This is a genomic window from Burkholderia sp. R-40 (genome assembly GCF_049942845.1).
In the GTDB taxonomy this organism is placed as follows: Bacteria; Pseudomonadota; Gammaproteobacteria; order Burkholderiales; family Burkholderiaceae; genus Burkholderia; species Burkholderia ambifaria.
In genome coordinates, this window is record NZ_CP187968.1 from 2,734,929 (window position 1) to 2,760,666 (window position 25,738).

Annotated in this window: 19 protein-coding genes and 2 pseudogenes; 19 read left to right on the forward strand and 2 right to left on the reverse strand. The window is 68.4% G+C overall.

Annotated features, from left to right (window positions below):
- Positions 1-30: 30 nt before the first annotated feature.
- Together tagH and ACP26O_RS28590 are read right to left on the reverse strand one after the other, a co-directional pair.
- A complete protein-coding gene (tagH, locus tag ACP26O_RS28585) occupies positions 31-1,446 on the reverse strand; it encodes a type VI secretion system-associated FHA domain protein TagH (protein ID WP_175662767.1) in 1,416 nt (471 codons plus the stop codon).
- Between the two features lie 47 nt (positions 1,447-1,493).
- Positions 1,494-1,880 carry a TssQ family T6SS-associated lipoprotein gene (locus tag ACP26O_RS28590; protein WP_175662766.1) on the reverse strand — a complete coding sequence of 129 codons (387 nt, stop codon included), beginning with the start codon at positions 1,878-1,880 and terminating at the stop codon, positions 1,494-1,496.
- A gap of 630 nt (positions 1,881-2,510) precedes the next feature.
- On the opposite strand from ACP26O_RS28590, the gene tssJ reads away from it, so the two are divergent.
- The 19 genes and pseudogenes from tssJ to ACP26O_RS28685 all read left to right on the forward strand — a co-directional run bounded on the left by tssJ (position 2,511) and on the right by ACP26O_RS28685 (position 25,730).
- Positions 2,511-3,026, forward strand: coding sequence for a type VI secretion system lipoprotein TssJ (gene tssJ, locus ACP26O_RS28595; protein WP_175662765.1), 516 nt, complete (start codon positions 2,511-2,513; stop codon positions 3,024-3,026).
- Entirely contained in the window at positions 3,023-4,405 is a 1,383-nt protein-coding gene (gene tssK / locus ACP26O_RS28600; protein WP_175662764.1) for a type VI secretion system baseplate subunit TssK, read from the forward strand. Before tssJ ends, tssK begins: the two co-directional genes overlap by 4 nt.
- A gap of 15 nt (positions 4,406-4,420) precedes the next feature.
- Positions 4,421-5,746 (forward strand): DotU family type VI secretion system protein, encoded by a 1,326-nt coding sequence (locus tag ACP26O_RS28605; protein WP_175662763.1) that lies wholly within the window; start codon positions 4,421-4,423, stop codon positions 5,744-5,746.
- A gap of 1 nt (position 5,747) precedes the next feature.
- Complete coding sequence (tssM, locus tag ACP26O_RS28610; protein WP_175662762.1) at positions 5,748-9,377, forward strand: type VI secretion system membrane subunit TssM; 3,630 nt, start codon at positions 5,748-5,750, stop codon at positions 9,375-9,377.
- On the forward strand, positions 9,374-10,051 hold the full coding sequence (gene tagF, locus ACP26O_RS28615; protein WP_244103597.1) for a type VI secretion system-associated protein TagF: 678 nt from the start codon (positions 9,374-9,376) through the stop codon (positions 10,049-10,051). The genes tssM and tagF overlap by 4 nt, the downstream gene beginning before the upstream one ends.
- Positions 10,052-10,101: 50 nt before the next feature.
- Positions 10,102-12,192 carry a serine/threonine protein kinase gene (locus ACP26O_RS28620; RefSeq protein ID WP_426356350.1) on the forward strand — a complete coding sequence of 697 codons (2,091 nt, stop codon included), beginning with the start codon at positions 10,102-10,104 and terminating at the stop codon, positions 12,190-12,192.
- A complete protein-coding gene (gene tssA, locus ACP26O_RS28625; protein ID WP_175662759.1) occupies positions 12,179-13,279 on the forward strand; it encodes a type VI secretion system protein TssA in 1,101 nt (366 codons plus the stop codon). The genes ACP26O_RS28620 and tssA overlap by 14 nt, the downstream gene beginning before the upstream one ends.
- Before the next feature lie 62 nt (positions 13,280-13,341).
- Complete coding sequence (gene tssB, locus ACP26O_RS28630) at positions 13,342-13,896, forward strand: type VI secretion system contractile sheath small subunit (protein ID WP_175662758.1); 555 nt, start codon at positions 13,342-13,344, stop codon at positions 13,894-13,896.
- Positions 13,889-15,406: a type VI secretion system contractile sheath large subunit gene (gene tssC, locus ACP26O_RS28635; protein ID WP_175662757.1), complete on the forward strand. Its 1,518-nt coding sequence runs from the start codon at positions 13,889-13,891 to the stop codon at positions 15,404-15,406. The genes tssB and tssC overlap by 8 nt, the downstream gene beginning before the upstream one ends.
- A gap of 80 nt (positions 15,407-15,486) precedes the next feature.
- Positions 15,487-15,978 (forward strand): Hcp family type VI secretion system effector, encoded by a 492-nt coding sequence (locus tag ACP26O_RS28640; protein WP_057927224.1) that lies wholly within the window; start codon positions 15,487-15,489, stop codon positions 15,976-15,978.
- Between the two features lie 16 nt (positions 15,979-15,994).
- Entirely contained in the window at positions 15,995-16,543 is a 549-nt protein-coding gene (gene tssE, locus ACP26O_RS28645; RefSeq protein WP_175662756.1) for a type VI secretion system baseplate subunit TssE, read from the forward strand.
- A 4-nt stretch (positions 16,544-16,547) separates the two neighbouring features.
- A complete protein-coding gene (gene tssF / locus ACP26O_RS28650; RefSeq protein WP_175662755.1) occupies positions 16,548-18,419 on the forward strand; it encodes a type VI secretion system baseplate subunit TssF in 1,872 nt (623 codons plus the stop codon).
- Positions 18,416-19,549: a type VI secretion system baseplate subunit TssG gene (gene tssG / locus ACP26O_RS28655; RefSeq protein WP_175662754.1), complete on the forward strand. Its 1,134-nt coding sequence runs from the start codon at positions 18,416-18,418 to the stop codon at positions 19,547-19,549. The genes tssF and tssG overlap by 4 nt, the downstream gene beginning before the upstream one ends.
- Positions 19,550-19,561: 12 nt before the next feature.
- Positions 19,562-20,527, forward strand: a pseudogene (locus tag ACP26O_RS28660) (AAA family ATPase); the annotation flags it as partial.
- 284 nt (positions 20,528-20,811) lie between these two features.
- A pseudogene (locus ACP26O_RS28665) lies at positions 20,812-20,883 on the forward strand (hypothetical protein); the annotation flags it as partial.
- 123 nt (positions 20,884-21,006) lie between these two features.
- Complete coding sequence (locus ACP26O_RS28670) at positions 21,007-21,309, forward strand: hypothetical protein (protein ID WP_426356351.1); 303 nt, start codon at positions 21,007-21,009, stop codon at positions 21,307-21,309.
- Positions 21,310-21,312: 3 nt separating this feature from the next.
- Positions 21,313-22,245, forward strand: coding sequence for an AAA family ATPase (locus ACP26O_RS28675; RefSeq protein WP_426356352.1), 933 nt, complete (start codon positions 21,313-21,315; stop codon positions 22,243-22,245).
- A complete protein-coding gene (gene tssI, locus ACP26O_RS28680) occupies positions 22,242-24,446 on the forward strand; it encodes a type VI secretion system tip protein VgrG (protein WP_175662752.1) in 2,205 nt (734 codons plus the stop codon). Before ACP26O_RS28675 ends, tssI begins: the two co-directional genes overlap by 4 nt.
- Positions 24,447-24,461: 15 nt before the next feature.
- Positions 24,462-25,730: a hypothetical protein gene (locus ACP26O_RS28685; protein WP_175662751.1), complete on the forward strand. Its 1,269-nt coding sequence runs from the start codon at positions 24,462-24,464 to the stop codon at positions 25,728-25,730.
- The last annotated feature ends 8 nt before the right edge of the window (positions 25,731-25,738 follow it).

Sequence of the window (25,738 nt, forward strand, 5' to 3'; positions counted from 1 at the left end):
GTCGAGCACGGGACATACGGCGCCCGCCGCTCAATGCCGGCTGCTGCCGCGATAGCTTTCCACTTCCGCGTCGTACGCCGCCAGAAACGCCTTGCCGAACACGGACGAGAAATCGTCTTCGATCGCGAACACCGTGTCGCGATGGGTCGCCGCGTAGCGATCCCACAACCTCGCCTTGTACAGCGCCGGCACGCGCTTCTCGTACCAGCGCATCGCATCGTCGCGTTCGCGCAGCCGTTGCGGCGAAAAGCGCGTCAACAGGTCCATCAGCGCGGCACGCATGCCGGCGACCATGCCGATCTGGTGCGCATGCAGATCCTGGAACGCGTCGCTGACCGCGCTCTGCGGCGACATGAAGCCCGGCAGCGGCAGCCCGAACATCTGGCGCAGCACGGCGCCGCCGTCCGGCAGCAGCTTCAGCGGATTGTTCTCGCGATCGAGCAGCATCGTCATGTGCGCCTTCACCTCGCGCTTCAGGATGCTGCGCGACGACAGCAGCTCGACTGTGCCGTGCGCGAACAACGCCAGCAACTGTCCCGCGATGTAAAGCTGTTCGGCCGACCACTGATGCGATTCGGCGGCCGTATCGAGTCCTGCGCCCTCGAAGAACGCGTTCAGCAATTCATCGGGCGTCGGCACGCGGTTCGCCCGCGGCGCAGGCTCGTCCGCCGGCCGCGGCTCGGTGTGCGTTGCCGCCGGTTGCACGCGCACGTGCTGCGTCCACTCGGGCGCGTGGTCGGCCTGCGTCTCGAACGACGCGCCGCGATCCGCATGGCCGGGTTCGGCCGGTGATGCCGAACCCGGCCGACCGATATCGGGCGACGACTGCGCGAACAGGTCGAGCGGATCGATCGACAACTGATTCAGGTCGCGCTGCGACGGCACCGATGGCGCGGCCGGCGCGGTGCGGCTTGCCGGCTGCGCAGCGTCCCTGCGCGCCGTGCCGGACCGGCTGCCGGCCTCCGCCGCCTTGCCGCGCGGGGCGAGGCGATCCTGCAGCAGGCTCCATAAGCGGTTGCCGGCGCCTTTCGTCTCGCCGGTTGCACGAGCAGCAGGCTCCGGCGCGCGTCGCGGGTCGGCACTCGCGTTGGCAGCGGAGGGCATGTCGACGACCGGCGCCTCATGTCCGTCGTCACGTTCGGCGCGCAGCACGTACGGCCCGATGCGGATGATGTCGCCGCTATTGAGCGGCCGCTCCTGTGCATAGCCGACCGGCTCGCGATTCACCTCGATGGTCGACACGCTGCTCAGGTTCTTCAGCAGGCACGCGTCGTCACCCACCTGCAGCAGGGCCTGCAGCCGGGAAATCTGCCGGCTGTCGTCGCGCAGCACGAGATGATTGTCGGTGGCCCGGCCAATGGTGCCGCCGGGCGGGTGGAACACGACAGCGTCGTAGGAGTCGCTTTCGACCGGCTCGCCGGCATGTTCGATCACGATCAGTTGCATGTCATACGTCGCTCGGTGGTGAAGCGCTCGCGGGGAAACCGGTTCGGTCAGGACGACGACGCATGTCTGCGGCGCGCCGATTCGAACGCGGGCCCCCAGATCGGATGTCCCTTCTCGGCGGGGGACAAGTCGAAGCGCGGGTTGAGGTCGAGACTCTTCGAGAACTCGGCGCGGCACTGCGCGATGCGGTTCGTCACGCAATAGCTGAACGCGAGCAGCTTGTGCGCGGCGACCTGCGTGTCGGTGTCGGCGCCGTCGATCTCCTTCGCCCGGTTCAGGATCGCGATCGTGCGGCCGTAGTCGCCCGCACCATAGGCCGCGCGCGCGCTGTCGACCGCGGCGCGCGCCGCAGACTGCGTGGGGGACGTGCTGCACGCGCCGATTCCCAGCAACAAGGCGCCGAGAAAAATCACGATCGATGAACGGCCTTTCATTTTGGAATGAAATACTTGCGTAATTGGAAGGTGTCGCACAAGCGCTGTTGGATTCTAGTGCCAATCATGCCGGCCGATGTCGCCGTTACGTTTTGTTTCAATTGGGAAATTGCGTTCGAGTTACCACTCAAATCCATTCCCGGTTTTTGACTTGTTAATCCATAAAATCGATTCTATAGTTCGCTGTGCTTTTTGGATTCGTCAGTTGTTTGCCCGCCACCCGTCAATGGCCGGAAAAACGGGCCGTCCGTTCGGGCAACGCAAACAGCCTGGCACAACCCACAGGGCGGGACCGCCCACCGCCGACGGCTGGCAGGCTTGGGTTCAGCGTCCATACAGCAAGTGTCCATGCAATAGAACCGGGCCGCCGCGGCGAACCGGTCGGATTAACACGTCTTCTCGAAATGACCGAAATCAATTCAATTCATCGTCATCTCCCCAATTTCGATCCAGGCTCGTAATGGGCGATTTGACCCGGCTTTTTACCCGAATAAATTGCCGCATGAAATTTCAATGGAAGGGCATGCACGCCACACAATTACCGGTCAATTAATTGTCCCTTTTTAATCCTGAGTTCCGATTTCGCTTATGTAAATCGGCGGGGGAATCATTGCGCTGCGAGGGTGAAATATGCGTCGGCGGTCCAGCGGGTTCATCGTATTGGGATGTGCATTGCTGTTGCCCGGCTGCGGAGCCACGGAGCGTGCCGCCGCGGTGCCGTATGCGATCGCGGTCGACGTGGCGCCCGACGTCAACCCGGACCTCAACCGCAAGCCGTCGCCGATCGTGTTGAAGGTGTTCCAACTGCGCGCGGCGTCGACGTTCGATGGCGCCGACTTCTTCTCGCTCCAGGACAAGCCCGAGAACATTCTCGGCGCAGACCTGCTCGGCACCGACCGCGTGATCCTGCGGCCGGGCGAGTCGCGCACGCTGCACTACCGCGGCAATGTCGAGGCCGGTGCGATCGGCGTGATCGCCGAGTACCGGATGCTCGACAGGAACCGCTGGCGCCTGACGGTGCCGCTGCCGCGCGCCAGGCAGCTCAACGTATACAAGTTCTGGCAGACGTCGCCCGGCGAGCTGAAGCTGTCGATCACGGTCAGGAACGGCGGTCTCGCATTGAATGACACGCGGGGGCGCCCATGACGGAACCGACGATGTCCGCGACGCCGGTCGCCGCATTGCGCCAGCGGGTGGTGTGGACCGAAGGGATGTTCCTGCGGCCGCAGCATTTCCAGCAACTCGAACGGCACTGGGAACGCTATGTCGCGCTGCGCTGCCTGCCGCTGCAGGGGTTCTACTGGGGCTTCGATACCCTCGAGATCGATCGTGAGCAGCTGGCGTTCGGCAAGGTCGCGCTACGTGCGGCGGCGGGCGTGATGCGCGACGGTACGCCGTTCGACCTGTCGCATCCGGACGATCTGCCCGAACCGCTCGACGTACCGGCCGATGCGAAGGACCGGCTCGTCGTGCTCGCGCTGCCGCTGTGGCGCGGCGGCGGCGAGGAGGTGGCGTTCGGCGCGGACGCGGGCGGCAGCGGCAACGCGGACGTCGCCCGCTACGTCGTGCGCGAATACGAAGTGGCCGATGCGAACGCGGTTGCGCTCGGGCCCGCGCTGCTGCAAACGGGGCGCCTGAACGTCCGGCTGATGCTCGACACCGAGCTGACCGGCGACTGGCATGCGCTCGGCGTCGTGCGGATCGTCGAGCGGCGTACCGACGCGCGGCTGCTCGTCGACGACGGCTACATTCCGCCGCGTCTGGTCGCGCAACGCGACTCGGCTTTGCTCGCGTACACGCGCGAACTGCATGGACTGCTCACGCAGCGCAGCGACGCGCTGGCCGAGCGCCTGTCGGAACCGGGGCGCGGCGGCGTATCGGAGGTCGCGGATTTCCTGCTGCTGCAGCTCGTGAACCGCTATCTGGCGCTGACCTGGCACGCGCAGCAGGACGTCGCGACGCATCCGGAGGCGCTGTTCCGCGACTGGCTGAAGCTCGCGTGCGACCTCAGCACCTTCACGGCGGCCGGCCGGCGCCCGCAATCGCTCGCGGTCTACGTGCACGACGACCTGCGCACGAGCTTCGCCGAACTGATGACGGAGCTGCGCCGGTCGTTGTCGACGGTGCTGGAGCAGAACGCGATCCAGATCGAGCTGCGCGACGCGGGTAACGGCATCCGGGTCGCGACGCTCGCCGATCCCGCGCTGCGCGACACGGCCGGTTTCGTGCTCGCGGTGCACGCGGACATACCGGCCGACAGCCTGCGCGCGCGGTTTCCCGCGCAGGCGAAGCTCGGGCCCGTCGAGCGGATCCGCGATCTCGTGCAGCTGCAGCTGCCGGGCATCACGATGCGCCAGTTGCCGGTCGCGCCGCGGCAGATCCCGTATCACGCGGGACATACGTACTTCGAGATCGACAAGGGCGGCGACCTGTGGAAGCAGCTGGCGCGCTCCGGCGGTCTGGCATTTCATTTCGCCGGCGAATTCCCCGGGCTCTCGATGGAGTTCTGGGCGATACGCGGGTGAGGGCGGGACAGCGCGATGAATTCTTCCTCCGATTCGATCTCCGCCGGCGCGGGCGGATTCGTGCCGCCGAATCCGGGCGGCATGCATCCGGCCGCGGCGTCCGCTGCGGCCGGCCCGACGGCCACGCAACCGCGCCCCGGCCGCTGGGCCGCGAGCGGCACGAACCCGCTTGTCGCGGCCGCGAACCCGCTGCTCAATCTCGTGCCGCAGATCCGTTCGACCGTCCATCATCCGAATCCGGCGTGGCTGCGCGAGCATCTCGTCGTCGAGATCCGCCAGTTCGAGGCGCGCGCGCAGGAAGCCGGTGTGCCGTCGGAGGCGATCATCGGCGCGCGCTACTGCCTGTGCACGGCGCTCGACGAAGCGGCCGCGCTGACGCCGTGGGGCGGCAGCGTGTGGTCGTCGCACAGCTTGCTCGTGTCGTTCCACAACGAAACCTGGGGTGGCGAGAAGTTCTTCCATCTGCTCGAAAGGCTGTCGCAGCAACCGCGTCAGCACCTCGATCTGCTGGAGCTGCTGTATTTCTGTCTCGCGCTTGGTTTCGAGGGCCGCTATCGCGTGCTCGACAACGGCCATGCGGAGCTCGACGCGCTGCGCTGGCAGCTGGCCCACACGATCCGTTCGGTGCGCGGCGAATTCGATCCCGCGCTGTCGCCGCACTGGCGCGACGTCGTCACGCGCGACGTGTCGCGCCGTTTCGTCGTACCGCTGTGGGTCTGCGTGGCGCTCGCGCTGCTGGTCGGCTTCGGCGTGTTCGTCGGACTGCGCCTCGCGCTGGCCGGGCATTCGGACCGGCTGTTCGCGTCGATCGATGGGCTGCACGTGCCGAGGCTGCAGCCCGCGCAGGCGCCGCTGCGCCCGGCGCCGGGGCCGCGGGTCGCGAAGTTCCTGGCCCCCGAGATCGCAGCCGGCCTCGTGTCGGTGCGCGACGCCGCCGATCGCAGCGTGATCGTGTTACGCGGCGACGGGTTGTTCAAGTCAGGTTCGACGTCGGTGATCGACCGTTACGCGCCGGTGCTGGCGCGGGTCGCGGATGCGCTGAACCAGGTTCCCGGCAACGTGCGCGTGACCGGCTATACCGACGACACGCCGGTGCACACGGCACGTTTCGCGTCGAACTGGGATCTGTCGCGCGAACGTGCCGAGGCCGTGCGCAGCATGATCGCCGGGCGCCTCGATCATCCGGAGCGGCTCGCGGCCGAAGGGCGCGGCACGCTCGATCCGGTCGCGCCGAACGATACGCCCGCGAACCGCGCGCTGAATCGGCGCGTCGAGATCACGCTGCTGCCGGCGCCCGGCAGCGCCGCCGTCGGCGCGAGCGCGACGCAGGGGGCCAACTGACATGAACCAGGCTGTCGCGCGTTTCGTCCGGCCGTTGCCGTCGCGGGAGATCTGGACCTTTGCCGGTCTCGTCGTGTTCGCGTGCTTCGTGTGGCTTGCCGGGCCGCTGTTCGCGTTCGCCGAGGTCCGGCCGCTCGAGAGCGGCTGGGCGCGCGCGGTGGCAATCGCGGTGCTGTTCGTCGCGTGGGGCGCACGCGTGGCGTGGCGCAGCTGGCACGCAAGCCGCCTGAACGCGCAGTTGCTGAACCAACTGCGCGAAACCGCGCCCGGGCCGGCCACCGCCGACGATCCGGCCAAGGCCCAGCTCGACGAGCTGCGCAACCGCTTCGACGAGGCGGCGACCCTGCTGAAGAAAGTTCGCTTCGGCCAGGCGGACACCGCGCGCAAGGGGCCGGCGCGCTGGTTCGACCGGATGTCGCGCCAGTATCTGTACCAGCTGCCGTGGTACGTGTTCATCGGTGCACCGGGCTCGGGCAAGACGACCGCGCTGGTCAATTCCGGGCTTAGTTTCCCGCTCGCCGAGCAGTTCGGCCGCGCGGCGATTCGCGGCGTGGGCGGCACCCGGCACTGCGACTGGTGGTTCACGAACGACGCCGTGCTGATCGACACGGCCGGCCGCTATACGACGCACGAGGGCAACCGCGCACTCGACGAAGCCGAGTGGAAGGGCTTCGTCGAGCTGCTGAAGAAGTACCGCACGCGCCAGCCGCTGAACGGCGCGATGCTGACGATCAGCGTCGCCGACCTGGTCGGTGCGTCGGAGCCCGAGCGCACGCAGCACGCGATGGTGCTGCGCAAGCGGTTGCTCGAGCTGCGCGCCCAGCTCGGCATCCGGTTTCCCGTCTACCTGCTCGTGACGAAGGCCGACCTGCTGGCTGGTTTCGCCGAGTATTTCGGCACCTTCGGCCGCGCGGAATGCGCGCAGGTGTGGGGCTTCACGTTTCCGCTCGCGCAGAGCGAGGCGCCCGGCTTCGACCTGCGCGCCGCATTCGACCGCGAATACCGGCTGCTGCACCAGCGGCTGAACGACGGGCTGCCCGAGCTGCTCGCGACGCAGACGGATGCGCGTCAGCGCGAGATGGCGTACCTGCTGCCGCAGCAGGTCGCCGACTTGCAGGACATGCTCGGCCAGTTCGTTGCCGAGGTGTTTTCCGTGTCGAGCTTCGAGCCGATGCCGATGCTGCGCGGCGTGTACCTGACGAGCGGCACACAGGAGGGCACCGCGTTCGACCGCGTGATGAGCGGCATCAAGCGCTTCCTGAAGATCGAGGGCGTGCCGCCCGTTGCCCAGGTCGGCTCGACCGGGCGCAGCTTCTTTTTGAAGTCGCTGCTGCAGGAGCACATCTTCCGCGAAGCCGCGCTCGCTGGCAGCGACCTGCGCTGGCATCAGAAGCGGCGCGTGCTGCAGATCGCCGGCTACGCGCTGCTCGCGATCGTGAGCGTGGTCGTGCTGGCCGCGTGGCTGCGCAGCTACTCGAACAATCGCGCGTATCTCGATCGGATCGCGCAGCGCGTGCCCGCCGTCGATGCGCAGATCGCCGGGGTGAAGTTCTCGGATGCGGCCGACATCGCGCGGCTGCTGCCAGTGCTCGATGCGCTCGGCGGGCTCGCGAATGCCGGCGGCGTCGACCGGTCGCATCCGCCGCTCGCGTACCGTTGGGGGCTCTTTCAGGGCGAGAAAATCGACGAGGCCGTCGACGCCGTGTACCGTCGCGCACTCGACGACGTGCTGCTGCCGATCGCCGCGCGCCGGATGGAGGCCGCGCTGAGCGATGCACGGCCCGACGAAACCGACTACGCGTATGCGGCGCTGAAGGCCTATCTGATGCTGTACGACAGCGCGCACTATGATCCCGCGTTCGTGCAGGCCGTCGTCGACCTGGAAATGGAGCGCGCGTTGCCGCCCGATTTCTCGCCGGCCGAACGCTCGGCGCTGCGCGCGCATCTTGCCGCGTTGTTCGGCAACCGGGTGGCCGTGTCGCCGTATCCGATGAACGAGCGGCTCGTGGCCGACGTGCGCGACCGGCTGCGCCAGGTGCCGTTCTCGCAGCGGCTGTACCGCCAGCTCACGCGCACGCTGCGGCCGGCGACTTCCGCGTTCGATTTCAGCGTCGCGCGCGCGGTCGGGCCCGACGCATCGCTGGTGTTCCGCCGCCAGAGCGGCAAGCCGCTGTCGGAAGGCGTGCCGGGCCTGTATACGCGCAACGGCTATCGCAACGTGTTCTCGCCGCGCGTTGCCGGCGAGGTCGACGCGTACGGGCGCGAGGAGGTGTGGGTGCTGAACCTCGGGCTGTCCGAGATTCCCGGGCCGAACGATGCCGCCGCATGGGCGCGCGATATCCGCCAGCTGTACCTGAACGACTACCTGAAGATCTGGGACGACCATCTCGCCGACATCAAGCTGCAGCACACGGCGACGCTCGCGCAGAGCATCCAGGTCGCGCGTGCGCTGTCGTCGGCGGATTCGCCGCTCACCCGGCTGATGATCGCGCTGGCGCGTGACTCGGCGCTCGGCGATACGCCGGGCGGCGCGCGCAATCTCGCGTCGCGCGCACAGGACAAGGTCGACGAGGCGCGCAGCTCGCTGTCGCAGATCTTCGCGGGGCAGCGCGCAAGCGACGCGAATCCGTCCGCGGCGACGCCCGCGAGCCCAGAGCAGGTGGTCGACAGTCACTTCGCCGGGCTGCGCGCATTCGCGCCGGGCAGCGGCGACCAGGCGCAGGCCTTCGATGCGGTACTGAAGTCGATCGACGCGCTTTATACGTACCTGACAGCCACCGACGATGCGCTGAGGAGCGGCGCGCAGCCGCCGCCGTCCGACGCGCCCGCGCGGCTGCGCGCGCAGGCCGGCCGGCTGCCGACGCCGTTCCGCGAGGTGCTCGACGACCTGTCGAACGTCGCGAACGGCAGCGTCGCGACCGTCGAGCAGCGCAGCGTCACGACGCGGGCCGGCGCGAACGTCGGCGATTTCTGCCGGCAGGCGATCGCGGGCCGCTATCCGTTCGCGCGCGGATCGTCGCGCGACGTCGCGCCGGCGGACTTCGCGCAGATGTTCGCGCCGGGCGGCCTGATGGACGATTTCTTCCAGAAGAACCTGCAGTCGCTCGTCGATACGACGTCGCACCCGTGGCGTTTCGCGAACCGCAACGCGGACGCCGATCCGGCGGCGGCCGCGATGCTTTCGTCGTTCGAGAAGGCCGCGGTGATCCGCGACGTCTATTTCGGCGGCGGCGCGCGCACCGCGCAACTGAAGGTGCGGGTCCAGCCGCTCGAAATGGATCCGTCGATCACGGAGATGGTGCTCGACGTTGACGGCCAGATCGTCCGCTATGCGCACGGCCCGCTCGTGCAGAGCGCGGTGGACTGGCCGGGCCCGCGCGGCAGCAGCCAGGTGCGGCTGCAGGTGTCGGGGCAGGCCGGCGCGACCGACGGCTTCACGACCGGCGGCCCGTGGGCACTGCACCGGCTGTTCGACCGCGCGGCCGTGTCGGCCGGACGCGGCTCGGACCAGATGGTCGCGCGCTTCACCGTCGACGGCAAACCGCTCGTGCTGCAAGTGAACGCGGGCAGCGTCCGCAACCCGTTCCGGCTGCCCCAGATGGAGTCCTTTACATGCCCTCCGAAGCAATGAGTCGCATCCCGCCGCTCACGCGCGCCGATGGCGACGCACCGGCCTGGTACGGAAAGATTCCCGGCGCCGGCGACTTCGTGAACAGCCGGCTGCCGCATGCGCTCGCGCTGTGGTGGGAACGCTGGCTTCAGCAGGGGTTGGCCGCGATGCGCCAGCGCGGCCCGGACGAGATCGCGCGCCACTACACGGTCGCGCCGGTCTGGAATTTCCTGGTGCCGGCGGGCGCCGGCGCGTCGTGCGTGCAGGCAGGCTGTCTCGCGCCGAGCTGCGATCGCGTCGGGCGTTACTACCCGGTGATCGTCACGCTGCCGATGCCGGCGGCCGATTACTGGAACGGGCTGCCGGACGCTGCCGACGCGTTCTACTGGCAGATCGGCCATGCACTGCTCGATGCGATCCGGCATGCCCGCGCGCCGGTCGATCTCGAGCAGACGCTCGACCGCGTGAGGCTCGCGCCGGGCGGCGAGCTGCCTGCCGAAGGCGTCGACGGGATCCCGGCGACGCTACCGGACCGGCCGGCGCTCGCGGCATGGCCCGGGCTGTCCGGCTATTTCGATCCGCACGGCGGGACGAGCTTCTGGTGGACCAACCGTGCCGACGGCTCGCCGCTGCGCACGCATGCGCATACGGGCGCCCCCGACAACGCGCTGTTCCTGACGCTGTTCGGCGGCTAGCGAGCGACGGCGGGCGGCAGGCAACACGGATGGGGTATCGCGAGGTAGACATGAAGGACCCTGCAACGAGAGACAACGAGCACGACACGGCAACCCGCGGCGACGCGCCGGAATTCACCGTGCGGCCGCTGCCGCTCGGTCATCGCCTGGGCGAGCTGCAGCTCGACGAGGTGCTGGGCATCGGCGGTTTCGGCATCGTCTATCGCGCGTTCGACCGCACGTTGCGGCGCGCGGTCGCGATCAAGGAATACATGCCGTCGATGCTCGCGACGCGCGGCGGCGACTACACGGTGTCGCTGCGCTCCGAGCGGTTCGCCCAGGCGTTCGACGCGGGACGCGGCGCGTTCCTCAACGAGGCGCGCCTGCTCGCGCAATTCGACCACCCGGGGCTCGTCAAGGTGCTGCACTTCTGGGAGAGCCACGGCACCGCGTACATGGTGATGCCCTTCTACGAAGGGCGCACGCTCAAGCAGCTGCTCGACGGCGGCATGCGCATGAGCGAGACGCAATTGCGCAACATCGTCGGCGCGCTGCTCGGCGCACTCGACACGCTGCATCGCGCGCAGTGCTTCCATCGCGACGTCGCGCTCGACAACGTGCTGATCCGCCCGAACGGCAGCGCGATCCTGCTCGACTTCGGCGCGGCGCGCAAACGGATCGGCGATCTCGTCGACGACGGCGCGATGATGATCAAGCCCGGCTACGCGCCGATCGAGCAGTACACCGACGATCCCGCGTTCAGCCAGGGGCCGTGGACCGATCTCTATGCGCTCGGCGCAGTGATGCACGCGATGATCACCGGCGAATTGCCGCCCGCGGCCGTCGTGCGCAGCATCAAGGACACGTACCGGCCGCTCGCATCGCGCGAGCTGCCGGCCGGCGAGGTATACAGCCCGGCATTCCTCGCGGCGGTCGATCATGCGCTGCAGCTGCGGATTCCGGACCGGCCGGAGTCGGTCGCGGCGTTCGCGGCCGAACTCGGGTTGTGGGATGGCGACCGTGCGTATGGCGCGGCCGTTGCGCCACCGGTGGTCTCGCCATCCGGATTGCACGCATCGTCGCCGTCCGGGGAAACGGAGCGCCCCGAAGGGCGTGAAGGCGATGGCCAGCGCGCGGAGGAGATCCGGCAGGCCGACCCCGCGGCGCCGACGGCTGAAGCGCGTGACGACGCCGGCACGCGATCGGCAAGCGCCGCAGCGAACATCGGGCAGCACGGTGCGACGGCTACCGGGAACCTGAACGGAACGGCAGAGCCGATTGCTGGTGCTGCTGGTGCTGCTGGTGCTGCTGGTGCTGCTGGTGCCGCGATATCCGCATCCTCGTCACACGCGCCACCACCGCGCGCCCCGCGTCGCCTGGCGTTCATCACGGCGGGCAACCGGCGCTTGCCGGCCTACGTGGGTGGCGCGCTGGTCGCGCTGATCGCAGTCGGCATTGCCGCAACGTATCTGTCGCGCCCGGCGCGGATCGCCGGTGAAGCCGAAGCCGGTGCGAGCGCGCCGCTGGCCAACACGGCTTCCTCGGCCAGCGCGCCGGATGCGATGGTCACGCAGCGCGGTCCCACGCCGATCGTCGTGCCGCCGTCGAGCCTGCCGGCCGGCTCGTCAGCACAGGTGCCGCCGCCTGCGCTGGCCGCCGCGCCGGCCAGCGCACCCGCCGTCGCGGCCACCGTTCCCGCGCCGCCGGTCGTGACGGCCGCCACGGACGTCGCCGGCGCCACGCCGCCGCGCTCCGGTTCGGGTTCGACGATCGCGCCGACCGCCAGCCTCGACGCATCGGAGCGCGTCGTCAACGTGCCGCCGTCGGAGGCCGCCGCATCGCCGTCCGCCCACGCGTCCGTTCCGGCGCGGCCGTCGCCGTCGGAAGCCGACATGGCCGTCGCCGCGGTCAGCGCGCCGGCCACCGTCGAGCAGCGCCAGCCGAAGCAGGAAACCGTCCAGGTGCGCTTCAACGTCCGCCCGTGGGGCGACGTGTACGTGAACGGCGCACGGCGCGGCGCGAGCCCGCCGCTACGCTCGGTGTCGCTGACACCGGGCGTCTATCAGATCGAGATCCGCAACGGCTCGCTGCCGCCGTTGCACCGCACCGTGGCGATCGACTTCGGCAGCAAACCGGTCAACATCGACTATGCATTCGAATGACGTCAGCCAGGCGGCGCTCGCCGCCGCGTTGCCCTCGCCGTCGCCCGGCCTGCCGGCGGAGACGCCGCGCGCCGACCTGATCGTCCGGCTGCTCGCGGAAGTCGCGCCCGATGCGCCGTGCGGCCCGAACCTCGAATACGACGCCGATTTCCTGCAGCTTCAGGAGCGCGCGACATCGCGCGCCGAGCAGCAGTACGGCGACACCGTGATTCCGGCCGAGCCGCCCGACTGGCGCGCGGTCGAACGCCTTGCACTGGCGCTGGGCGAGCGGACGAAGGACCTGCGCGTCGCCGCGTATCTCGCGCGCAGCTGGACCGAGCAGCACGGCATTCCCGGCTACGCGGACGGGCTCGCGATCGTGGAGGGCCTGATCGAGCGCTGGTGGGACGACCTGCATCCGCGTCTCGACGCCGACGGCGAACCGGACCCGACACCGCGGATGAACGCGCTTGCCGATGTCGCCGGCGCGCACGAGTGTGCACGCGCGGCACGGCGCCAGCCGCTGTTCGACGGGGGGCCGAGCGTGCGCGACGCCGAACGCGTGCTCGACGGTCGCGACGAAGCGGGTGGCCCGGCGGCAGGCGGCCGCGACGGCCTGATCGCCGCGCTGTCGAGCGCATGCGACGACGGCCGCGTGCCGATCGATGCGGTGCATGCCGCGCTGCGCGCACTGGACACGATCCGCGCGCGCGTGACGGACCGGCTCGGCAGCGAATGGTCGCCCGACGCGAGCGATACGGAGAAGGCGTTGCAACGCATCGCGCGCGCCATGCCGACGCCGGCACCGGCGGTACGGCAGTCCGCACCCGACGGTTCGATTCCGGCCACGCCGGCCGCATCCGCGCCGGCCGTTTTATCGAACGGACAGGCCTGGCGCGATGCCGAGGTGACGAGCCGTGACGACGTGCGGCTCGGCCTCGACAAGATGTGCCGCTATTTCGAATTGCATGAGCCGAGCCACCCGGCGCCGCTGCTGCTGCGGCGCGCGCAGCGGCTGCTCGCGCTCGACTTCTACGAAATCATCCGGGATCTCGCTCCCGAGAGTCTGCCGAAGCTGGACCTGCTGAGCGGCGAGCGGAGCGAATGAAGCAGCCGCCGTCCACGCGGCGGCAACGTACACGCAACCTGATCGATGTGAAGGAGTGGGCGATGACGGACAGAACCAAGGCGGCAGGCAGCGGACAGAAGTTCATCGCGCGCAATCGGGCGCCGCGCGTGCAGATCGAGTACGACGTCGAGACCTATGGCGCCGAGCGCAAGGTGCAGTTGCCGTTCGTGATGGGCGTCATCGCGGACCTGGCCGGCAAGCGCGCCGAACCGCTGCCGGACCTGCCGGAGCGCAAGTTCCTCGAGATCGACGTCGACAACTTCGACGAGCGGATGAAGTCGGTCGCACCGCGCGTCGCGTTCCAGGTGCCGAACACGCTGACCGGCGAAGGGATGCTCAGCGTCGACATGACGTTCGAGCAGATCGACGATTTCTCGCCGGCGGCGATCGCGCGCAACGTCGACGCGCTGCGCCGGCTGCTGGATGCGCGCACCGAGCTGTCGAACCTGCTGTCGTATATGGACGGCAAGCACGGCGCCGAACAGCTGATCGAGCGTGCGATCAACGATCCCGACCTGCTGAAGACGCTCGTGCGCGAGCCGGCTGCCGACGCGCCGCGCGGCGCCGCGACCCAACCGGAGGCCCGCGATGAATGACCCCGTCCAGTCCCGCGCCGATACCCGCGACGCACGCAACGCCGCGCAACCGTCCGCCGCGCCCGGCGAGTTCGCCGCGCTGCTGCAGAAGGAGTTCAAGCCGAAGACCGCCGAGGCGCGCGAGTCGGTCGAGCGCGCGGTGCGCACGCTCGCGCAGCAGGCGCTAGAACATACGGTCGGCATGACGACCGACGCCTACGGCAGCGTGAAGCAGATCATCGCGGAGATCGACCGGAAGCTGTCCGAGCAGATCAACCAGATCCTGCATCACGACGAATTCCAGGCGCTCGAAGGCGCGTGGCGCGGCCTGCATTACCTCGTCACGCACACCGAGACGGACGAGTTGCTGAAGATCAAGGCCTTGCCGGCGTCGCGCAACGAGATCGGGCGGATGCTCAAGCGCTACAAGGGCGTCGCGTGGGACCAGAGCCCGCTGTTCCGCAAGATCTACGAGGAGGAATACGGGCAGTTCGGCGGCGAGCCGTTCGGCTGCCTCGTCGGCGACTTCTACTTCAATCACAGCCCGCCGGATGTCGAGATGCTCGGCGAGCTGTCGAAGATCGCGGCGGCCGCGCACGCGCCGTTCATCGCGGGCGCGTCGCCGGAGCTGATGCAGATGGATTCGTGGCAGGAGCTGTCGAACCCGCGCGACCTGACGAAGATCTTCCAGAACACCGAATACGCGGCGTGGCGCAGCCTGCGGCAATCGGAGGATTCCCGCTACGTCGGTCTCGCGATGCCGCGTTTTCTCGCGCGGCTGCCGTATGGCGCGCGCACCAATCCGGTCGACGAATTCGACTTCGAGGAAGACACCGACGCCGCGAATCACGACCGATACACGTGGGCGAATTCGGCTTACGCGATGGCCGCCAACATCAACCGCTCGTTCAAGCAGTTCGGCTGGTGCTCGTCGATCCGCGGCGTCGAGTCGGGCGGGGCGGTGGAAGGGCTGCCAAGCCACACGTTCCCGACCGACGACGGCGGCGTCGACCAGAAATGCCCGACCGAGATCGCGATCAGCGACCGCCGCGAGGCCGAGCTCGCGAAGAACGGCTTCATGCCGTTCGTGCACCGGAAGAACTCGGATTTCGCGGCGTTCATCGGCGCGCAGTCGCTGTACCAGCCGGCCGAGTATCACGACCCCGACGCGACCGCGAACGCGCGGCTGTCCGGCCGCCTGCCTTACCTGTTCGCGTGCTGCCGGTTCGCGCACTACCTGAAGTGCATCGTGCGCGACAAGATCGGCTCGTTCCGCGAACGCGACGACATGGAGCGCTGGCTCAACGACTGGATCATGAACTACGTCGACGGCGACCCCGTGAATTCATCCCAGGAAACCAAGGCGCGCAAGCCGCTGGCGGCCGCGCAGGTGGTCGTCGACGAGGTCGAGGACAACCCCGGCTACTACACGTCGAAGTTTTTCCTGAGGCCGCACTACCAGCTCGAAGGGCTCACCGTGTCGCTGCGGCTGATTTCGCGACTGCCGTCCGCGAAGGCGGCGAACGAATGAGCGGCAAGCGGCATTCGATCCAACAGACCCGACATTCAACCCGGCATTCAACCTGATTTCGCACCGAAACGGAGACGGCAATGGGCGTGGCAATGTTTATGAAGGTGGACGGCGTGACCGGCGAATCGGCGGACGCGCAGCACAAGGGCTGGACCGACATCGAATCGTTCACGTGGGGCGCGAGCCAGCCGGGCGCGATGGCGAGCGGCAGCGGCGGCAATGCGGGCAAGGCGAGCTTCAACGATCTCGTCGTGGCCGCGTACATGGACAAGGGCGCGCCCGCGATCATCAAGAACTGCGCGAGCGGCAAGCACTTGCCGAAGGTCGAGATCTCCGCGTGCAAGACCGGCGGCTCGCAGATCGAGTTCATGCGCGTGACGCTGCAGGAAGTGCTCGTCACGTCCGCGCAGGTCGCGGGCATCGACCCCGGCGACGCGGCTGACCGGCTGATGATGCACTACGGCTTCCAGGCCGCGAAGGTAAAGAAGCAGTACTGGCAGCAGAACGACAACGGCGGCAAGGGCGCCGAGGTGTCGGTCGGCTGGAACATCAAGGAAAACACCGAGATGTGACCGCGGAGCGATGACGATGGACGACCCGAATGCCCGCGACGGCCGGCACGGCGGCATGCGTGACCGGCTGCAACCCGCGCTGCTCGACCGGCTGACCGACGACGCGCCGCAGCGCACGACCGATCTGCCCGGCACGCAATGGATCGGTGCCGAGCGCCTGCGCGCGGCCGTGCTGCGCGATCTCGCGTGGCTGCTCAATACGCGCAACGCGGAGGACGGCTTCGTCGACTGGGCCGCGTTCGCGCACGCGCGGGCATCGGTGCTCAACTACGGGATGCGGCCGTTCGTCGGCAAACCGATGTCGGGCGTCGAGCGGATGTCGGTCGAGGCGTCGATCCGCGACGCGATTGTCCGCTTCGAGCCGCGCATCGCGCCCGACAGCGTCGAGGTCCGCAGCATCGCCGATGCATCGGACGGGCGCGCCGGCGAACGGCGTCACAACGTGCTGCTGTTCGAGATCCGCGGCACGCTGTGGTCGATCCCGCATCCGGTCGAATTCGTGCTGCGCTCCGACCTCGATCTCGAGACGGGTGCGATGTCGCTGCAGTCGTCAGCGGGAAACTGACACGATGGATACCCGCCTGCTCGACTACTACAACCGCGAACTCGCGTACCTGCGCGAACTCGGCGACGAATTCGCGCAGCAGTTCCCGAAGGTCGCCGCGCGGTTGCGGCTCAACGAATCGGGGCCGCCCGATCCGTACGTCGAACGATTGCTCGAAGGCTTCAGCTTCCTTACCGCGCGTGTGCAACTGAAGATGGACGCCGAGTTTCCGCGCTTCACGCAGGCGCTGCTCGATGCCGTGTATCCGGGTTACCTCGCGCCGTTGCCGTCGATGGCGATCGTGCGGTTCGCGCCGATGCTGAACGAAGGCAGCCTCGCGCAGGGCTGGCGGCTGCCGGCCGGCACCGTGCTGCGCGCGCGGCCGGCCGCGTCCGAGCAGACCGCGTGCGAATTCCGCACCGCGCACGACCTGACGCTGTGGCCGCTCGAACTGACCGATGCGGCCGTCACCGGTGCACCGTCGTGGCTGCCGCGCGGTGCCGTCCCGGCGCGCCAGCACGTGCGCGGTGCGTTGCGCATCCGGCTGAAGGCGCGCGGTGGCGCCAGACTCTCGCAACTGCCGCTCGAGCGGCTGACCTTTCATCTCGCGGGCCCCGAGCGCGACGCGCTGCACCTGCTCGAACTGATCGCCGCGCATGCGCTCGGCGTCGTCTGCCACGATCCCGGGCAACCGCCGCGCTGGCTGCACGCGCTCGACGCCGATGCGATCGTCCACGAGGGTTTCGACCCGGCGCAGGCAATCCTGCCCGACGACGGACGCAGCTTCCACGGCTATCGGCTGTTGCGCGAGTATTTCGCGTTTCCGGCACGTTTCCTGTTCTTCAGCATCGGCGGGCTGCGCGCCGCGCTTGCGCGCGCCACCGGCGACGATTGCGAGCTGACCGTGTTGTTCGACCGGCACGATGCGGCGCTCGAGGCGGCCGTCGATGCGCGGCATCTGGCGCTGAACTGCACGCCGGCCGTGAATCTGTTCGAGCGTCGCGGCGATCGCATCGGGGTGCAGCCCGGCGCGCGCGAGCATCATGTCGTCGTCGACCGCAGCCGGCCGCTCGATCACGAGATCTATGCGGTGCAGCGGCTCGCGAGCGAGCAGCGCGACGACGGCCAGTCGCGCGAATTCCGACCGTTTCACGCGTCGTTCGCGAGCGACGACGGCAACTATGGCGCGTACTACACGGTGCGGCGCGAGCCTCGGCTGGTATCCGCGCAGGCACGCGCGAACGGCACACGCACGGGCTACGTCGGCAGCGAAACCTACGTGTCGCTCGTCGACAGCCAGTGCGCGCCGTACGACGAGACGATGCGCTACCTGTCGGTCGACACGCTGTGCACGAACCGCGATCTCGCGCTGCTGCTGCCGCCGGGCGATGCGAATGCGTTCACGCTGCGCATCTCGGCGCCCGTCGAGCGCGTCGTCGCGATTCGCGGCCCGTCGCGGCCGCGCCCGCCGATCGCCGACTCGCAGACGGCCTGGCGGCTGATCCGCCATCTCGGGCTGGCCCGGCAGACGCTGACCGATCTCGACGACGAGGAGGGCGCGCATGCGCTGCGTGAGCTGCTTGGCCTGCACGCGGACCCGGCCGATGCCGCGATGCGCCGGCAGATCGACGGCGTGCGGCGCGTCGCGTTCTCGCCCGTGTTCCGGCGGCTGCCGGCGCTCGGGCCGCTGATGTTCGGGCGCGGTGTGCAGGTCGACGTGACCGTCGACGACCATGCGTTCTCCGGCGACAGCCCGTTCCTGCTCGGCGCCGTGCTCGAACAGTTCTTCGCGCGGCACGTCTCGATCAACGCGTTCGCCGAATGCGTGCTGACCAGCGCGCAGCGCGGCATGCTCGCGCACTGGCCGGCGCGCATCGGCAGGCGGCCCGCGATATGAAACACGGCACGCCGCCCGGCGCTCGGCCGGCCACCGAAGCCGCACGCCGCGATGCGTGGTGGGCGCGGTTGCGCGCCGCGCCGCATGGCTACGACCTGTTCCAGGCATTGCGCTGGCTCGACGCGCTCTCCGCCGGCCGCGCACCGCTCGGCCATGCCGCGCGGCCGCGCGACGAACCGGTGCGGCTCGGGCAGCAGCCGTCGCTCGCGTTTGCGGCGTCGATGCTGGCCGGCGTATCCGACGATGGCGGTGATGGCGGGGGCACCGCGCGGCCGCGCATCGCGATCCACGGTTTCGGGTTGTTCGGACCCAACGGACCGCTGCCGACCCATCTGACCGAATACGCACACGAGCGCGCGGCCCAGCACGACGACTCGACCTTCACCGCATTCGCGGACCTGTTCCATCACCGGCTGATCCTGCTGTTCTACCGGGCATGGGCCGACGCGCAGCCGACGGTGAGCCTCGATCGCCCGGGGCGGGCGCGATTCGACGCGTATGTCGCGAGCCTGGTCGGGCGCGCCGCGCATGGCGACGGACCGGCCGCGCCGGCCGATGCCGGACCCACGGATGCCGACACGCTCGCGCCGCATGCGCTCTATTTTCATGCGAGTCATCTCGTCCGGCACACGCGCAACCCGGAGGGGCTCGTGCAGATCCTGCGGCGCCATTTCGGTGTCGACGCGCACATCGTCGAGCATGTGCCGCGCTGGGTCGCGATCGAACGCTCGCAGCGCTGCGTGATCCGGGCGACGCGGCCGACCCTGCGCGTCGGCGGCGTCGCGCTCGGCATCGCGGTGCGCGATGCGCAATCGCATTTCCGGATCGTGCTCGGGCCGCTGTCGCTCGACACGTACCGGCGCTTCCTGCCGGGCGGCCCGCACGCGCGGCAGCTCGCGCACTGGGTGCGCGAATACGTCGGCATCGAGTTCGACTGGGACGTGCAGCTCGAACTGGCAGCCGATGCGGTGCCGGCGATCGCACTCGGCGCACCGCACGGCCTCGGCCGTACCGCGTGGCTCGGGCAGCGGCTCGAAGCGGGGCCCGCGCGCGATCTCGTCGTCCGTTACGACGCGCGCCGTGGCGGCCCGCCGCGCACCGGCGCCGCCCTTCATCGCGAAACCGCTTAAACGGGAACCGTCATGTCCGATATCGGCCGCGTCAACCTGTTCGGAAAGCTCGATCCGCTTCTCTACGAGACGCTCGAGCAGGCGACCGGATTCTGCCGGCTGCGCGGCAATCCGTACGTCGAACTCGCGCACTGGCTCAAGCAGCTCCTGCAGCGGCCCGACGGCGATCTCCAGCGCGTGCTGCGTCGGTTCGAGATCGACCAGGCCGCCATTGAGCGCGGGTTGGTGAGTGCCCTCGACAAGCTGCCGCGGGGCGCGGGATCGGTGTCGGACCTGTCCGTGCACATCGACGACGCGGTCGAGCGTGCGTGGGTCTATGCCACCCTGAAATACGACGCGACGCGGATTCGCGGCGCGGTCCTGCTGCTCGCGATCCTGAAGACGCCGCAGTTGCGCAACGTGCTGTACGCGATCGCACGCGAGTTCGAGCGCATCGTGCCCGACGTGCTTGCGGACGAACTCGCATCGATCGTCGACGGCTCGCCCGAAACGCCGTCGTCCGGGCAGGTCGGCGTGGGTGGCGATTCTCCGGCGCACGTCGCAGCCGCCGCGTCAGCCGCCGGCGGGTCGGCGCTCGCACGCTTCGCCGTCGACCTCACGGCCCGCGCACGCGCCGGCGAAATCGACCCCGTGATCGGGCGCGACGCGGAGATCCGCCAGACGATCGACATCCTGATGCGCCGCCGCCAGAACAACCCGCTCCTGATCGGCGAGGCCGGCGTCGGCAAAACGGCCGTCGTCGAGGGTCTCGCGCTGCGGATCGCCGCAGGCGACGTGCCGCCGTCGCTGCGCGACGTCGCGCTGTACCTGCTCGACATCGGGCTGCTGCAGGCCGGCGCGAGCGTGAAGGGCGAGTTCGAGAGCCGGCTGCGCGGTGTGATTGACGAAGCGATGTCGTCAGAGCGGCCGGCGATCCTGTTCATCGACGAGGCCCACACGATCATCGGCGCGGGCGGGGCGGCCGGCACCGGCGACGCCGCGAACCTGTTGAAGCCCGCGCTCGCGCGCGGCCTGCTGCGCACGATCGGCGCGACCACCTGGTCCGAGTACAAGCAGTACATCGAAAAGGATCCCGCGCTGACGCGGCGTTTCCAGGTCGTGAACGTGCTCGAGCCCGAACAAGCCGCCGCCGTCACGATGCTGCGCGGCATCTCCGCGCAGCTCGAAACGCACTATCACGTGCGCATCCTCGACGACGCGATCACGAGGCCGTCACGCTGTCGTACCGGTATATCCCCGCGCGGCAGCTGCCGGACAAGGCGATCAGCCTGCTCGATACCGCGTGCGCGAAGGTCGCCCTCGCCAGCACAGCGCGAGCCCGCGCCGATCGACGACACGAAGAAGCGCATCGGCGTATCGACGGCCTGCGCGTCGAGCGTGAACGGATCGGGCGCGAGTGTGCGCTCGGCAGCGGCGACACCGCTCGGCGCGACGCGATCGATGCCGAGCTTGCCGCCGTGCAGACGGAACTCGACCGGCTCGACACGCACTGGCAAGCCGAGCGCGATGCGTTGACGGCGATTGTCGAGTCGCGCGCGGCGCTCCTCGACGACGAGCCGTCGCATGAGATCACCGCCGCCGCACGCGCCGACATTCAGGCGCGTCTGGCCGCCGCGCAGCAGGCGCTGGCCGAGATGCAGGGCGACGAGCCGATCGTGCCGCCCGCCGGTCGACGCCCATGCCGTCGCCGAGATCGTCGCCGCCTGGACCGGCATTCCGCTCGGCCGCATGGTGAACGACGAGATCGCAGGCCGTGCTGAACCTTGCCGAGCCGCTGCGGCGCGCGCGTGATCGGCCAGCATCATGCCCTCGACGCGATCGCCCAGCGCGTGCACACCGCGCGCGCGAAGCTCGACGATCCGACCAAGCCGCACGGCGTGTTCCTGCTGTGCGGGCCGTCTGGTGTCGGCAAGACCGAGACCGCGCTCGCCCTGGCGGACACCCTGTACGGCGGCGAGCGCAACGCGATCACGATCAACATGAGCGAGTTCCAGGAGGCGCACACGGTATCGACGCTGAAGGGCGCGCCGCCCGGGTACGTCGGCTACGGACAGGGCGGCGTGCTCACCGAGGCCGTGCGCCGGCGGCCATACAGCGTCCTGCTGCTCGACGAGATCGAGAAGGCGCATCGCGACGTGCACGAGATTTTCTTCCAGGTGTTCGACAAGGGCTGGATGGAGGATGGCGAAGGGCGCGACATCGACTTCCGGCATACGGTGATCCTGCTGACCTCGAACGTCGGCGCCGATCGCGTGATGCAGGCGTGCCTGACAAGCAGGCCGAGCATCTGCCCGACATCCAGACGCTCGCCGAGGCGCTGCGCCCGCAGCTGTACAAGACGTTTCAAGCCCGCGTTCCTCGGCCGGCTGACCGTCGTGCCGTACTACCCGCTGACCGATGCGACGCTCGCGCGCATCGTCGAACTGCAGTTGCGGCGTTTCGAGAAGCGGATCGACCTGCATCACGGGATCCGGCTGCGCTGCACCGACGCGGCGACCGCGCTGATCGTCGAGCGCTGTCGGACGATCGAATCCGGCGGCCGGATGGTCGACGCGATTCTCACGCATACCGTGATGCCGCGCATCGGCCGCGCGATTCTCGAGGCCACGCTCGAAGGGCGCGCGCTGGCGGCGATCGAGCTGAGCGCGACCGACGGCGAATTCGCGTACCGGTTCGACGAGGAGGAGGCGACTTGAATCGCGTATTCACACTCGACAGCCCGCACGGCGACGACCTGAAATTCCATACGCTCGACGGCAGCGACGAACTCGGCCGCCTGTTCGAATTCCGGATCGAGGCGCTGGCGGACAGTCACAGCCTGTCGCTGAAGGACATGCTCGGCAAGCCCGTGACCGTGCGGATCGAGCAGCAGGACCTGTCGACGCGCTACCTGAACGGGATTGTCGCGCGCGCGACGCTGGCTGGCCGGCGCGCCGAACGGCACTACGGTTACGAGCTGATCGTGCGGCCGTGGCTGTGGCTCGCGACGCGCCGCTCGGACTGCCGGATCTTCCAGAACCGTACCGTCCCCGACATCGTGCAGGAGGTGCTGGCGCCGTATGGCTTTCCGATCGAGAACAAGCTGACTGAATCCTATGTACCTCGCGAGTACTGTGTGCAGTACAACGAGACCGATACGGCTTTCGTGTCGAGGCTGATGGAATTCGAGGGCATCTATTTCCATTTCCGGCACTCGGCGGACAGTCACACGCTCGTGCTGTGCGATGCGATGTCGTCACACATCGCGTTGCCCGGTTACGAAACGATTCCGTACATCGCCCAGGATCGCACGGCAATCGCCGACGAGGAGCACATCGACGCGTGGCTGCCCGCGCAGGAAGTGAGCGTCGGCAAGCATCAGACCACCGACTACGACTATACAAAGCCGCGCGCCGATCTATCGACGCAGAAAGTCGACCCGCGTGGCCACGAGCACGACAGCTTCGCGTCGTTCGAATGGCCCGGCGGGTATCGCGACGATGCGCCGGGTGCGCATTACAGCCGCGTGCGGCTCGAGGAACAGCAGGCCGAGCATGAGCGCGCGAGTGCCGAGGCGGACGTGCGGGGAGCGGCGCCCGGGTATCTGTTCACGCTCGAGCATTGTCCACGTGCTGACCAGAATCGCGAGCATTTGATCGTGCGGTGCCAGTACCGCTTTCAGGAGAACGCTTACGCGAGTGATCAGGGCGCGGAGGCCGTCGTGCATCAAACGATGATGATCGTGCAGCCGTCGAGCCTGCCGTATCGGTCGCCACGCGACACGCCACGGCCGCGGACCAATGGGCCGCAAACGGCTACCGTCGTCGGGCCGCCGGGTGAAGAAATCTGGACCGATCAGTATGGGCGCGTGAAGCTGCAGTTCCGCTGGGATCGGTATGGGCAGAGCAACCAGGATTCGTCGTGCTGGGTGCGGGTATCGAGCCCTTGGGCCGGCGGTGGGTTCGGAGGCGTGCAGATTCCGCGGGTAGGCGACGAGGTCGTGGTCGATTTTCTCAACGGCGATCCGGACGAGCCGATCGTAACGGGGCGGGTTTTCAACGGCGAGAAGATGCCGCCGTGGGGGCTGCCGGGCAGTGCGACGCAAAGCGGGTTGCTGTCGAGGTCGTCGCCGGGCGGGACGACCGACCATGCGAACGCATTCCGGTTCGAGGACAAGAAGGGCGCCGAGCAGCTGTGGATGCACGCGGAACGGAACTTCGATGCGGAGACGGAGGCCGATCACACGCTTTCCGTCGGGAACAACCATACGCATACGGTCGGAAACGACGAGACGATGCAGGTGAAGAACAACCGGCAACGGAGTGTGGGGCAGAACGAGTCGGTGAATATCGGGCAGAACAGGACGGCACAGATTGGCGGAAACGAGACGCATGGCGTCACGGGAAGCCGCACGCGAACCGTCGGACAGAACGAAACCGTGACGATTTCCGCGAACCGCGATGCAACCATCGGCGGCACGCACAGCGAGACCGTCGCGAAAAGCAAGACGGAAACGATCGGCGAAGGCAAGACACTGAACGTGACGCAGCTATATCACACGACGTCGCAGGACATGAAGACGCAGGTTGCGTCGACGCATACGGAAGAGATCGGCGCGCGCACGTCGACGATCGCGAACGCGCACACGCTCACGGTCGGTGCGGACCACACCGTCAACGTCGGCGCGAACCACACGACCAGCGTGCAGCATCAGGTGCTGGTCGCGGCCGGCGACCAGTTGGTGCTGATGTGCGGCGCATCGAGCATCGTGATGAAGCGCGACGGCACGATCGCGATCCAGGGGATCAACGTGACGTCGACCGGCAAGGAAAGCCACACCGTGAACGGCAAGACGGTGACGTCGTCGGCGACCGGCGAGCACACGGTGGAAGGCACCGTTTTGAAACTGAATCCGTGACGGAGGTTCGCCCCGATGCAGAACTGGCAGCCGACCAATCCGGTGGAGCGCAGGTTCATGGATGCGCATGCGGACTGGATGAGTTTCGCGCGGGAGCGGGACGCGCGATTGATGATCTGGCAAACCGACGAGACGGATGCGGAGCTCGTGCGGCTGTATTTCCAGGTGCAGGACGAGACGTCATGTGCGGTCAGGACGATGCGGGCGTCGTTCGTCGACGAGTCCTGCTACGCGAAGGCGCTGATCGACGAACTGATCGCTTTCTACGACAGCCGCAGAGAAGGTTCCGATGCGCATGGTGTGCGTGCAGATTGGCGCGCGCCGCGAGACGAAGGCAAGGACCCGTTGCCGTATCTGCTGACGGTCGCCGACAGCCTGATCCAGCACCATCCGGATGTGTTTCCGTCGCTCGTGTTCGTGCTGCAACCAGGGAAAGTGCGCGATGAAGCGGCATGGGTGCGATGGATCGATCGCTTATTGTCGATCGTCGCCGTAGCGCCGAATCGAGGCGAGCGCGTGCGTTTCGTCGTGCCGCGCACGGCGGTCGAGCCGTTCGCAATGCTGATGCAACGACATCGTGCCGCGGTGCGCGTCGTGCACGGCAAGTACTCGATGGCGAGCGTGCCGCGCGAATTGCTGGCGGAGTCGGGTGAGCGCGGGCCGGGCGGCGAATTCCGCCGGCACTTCGTGATGCTGACCGAGACGATCGACGTCGGTGATCCGGCACGACTCGAGCAATTGCGGGCGGCGGCGCTGAAAGTCGCGGAGCGTGAGCAGTGGTTCGATCAATGCGTCGTCGTTCATCTGATTGCCGGGGCCGCCTATCTGAAATGGCGTGACCGCGAGCATGCGATCGACGCGTACCGGTGCGCCGCCGAGAGCGGCAAACGTGCGGTCAAAGCAGGTCATCCGGCGGGGCACAAGCTCGTCGCGAACGGGCTGTTCGGGGAGGCGAGCGTGCATCTGACACACAAGGATTACGCGCACTCGGCGTATTGCTACGAGCGTGCGGCGGCGTCGACTACGGCCGCTCAGGACGGGCTGATGACGGTCGAGGCGTGGCGCATGAGCGCCGTGTGCTGGGAGCGGGCGGGGGAGCGCGAGCATGCGCTGGAGGCCGGGTTCAATGCGCTCGATGCGGGACGGATGATCGACGAGCCGATGCGCGCGAATAGCAACCTGCCGCTCGTCGTCGAGTGGATGGCTTCGCAACTGGGTGCAATGGACCGTCGGCGTCATGCTGCGCTCGGCGAGAAGGTCGCGGCGTTGCGCGGCGGACGCTGAACGAGGAG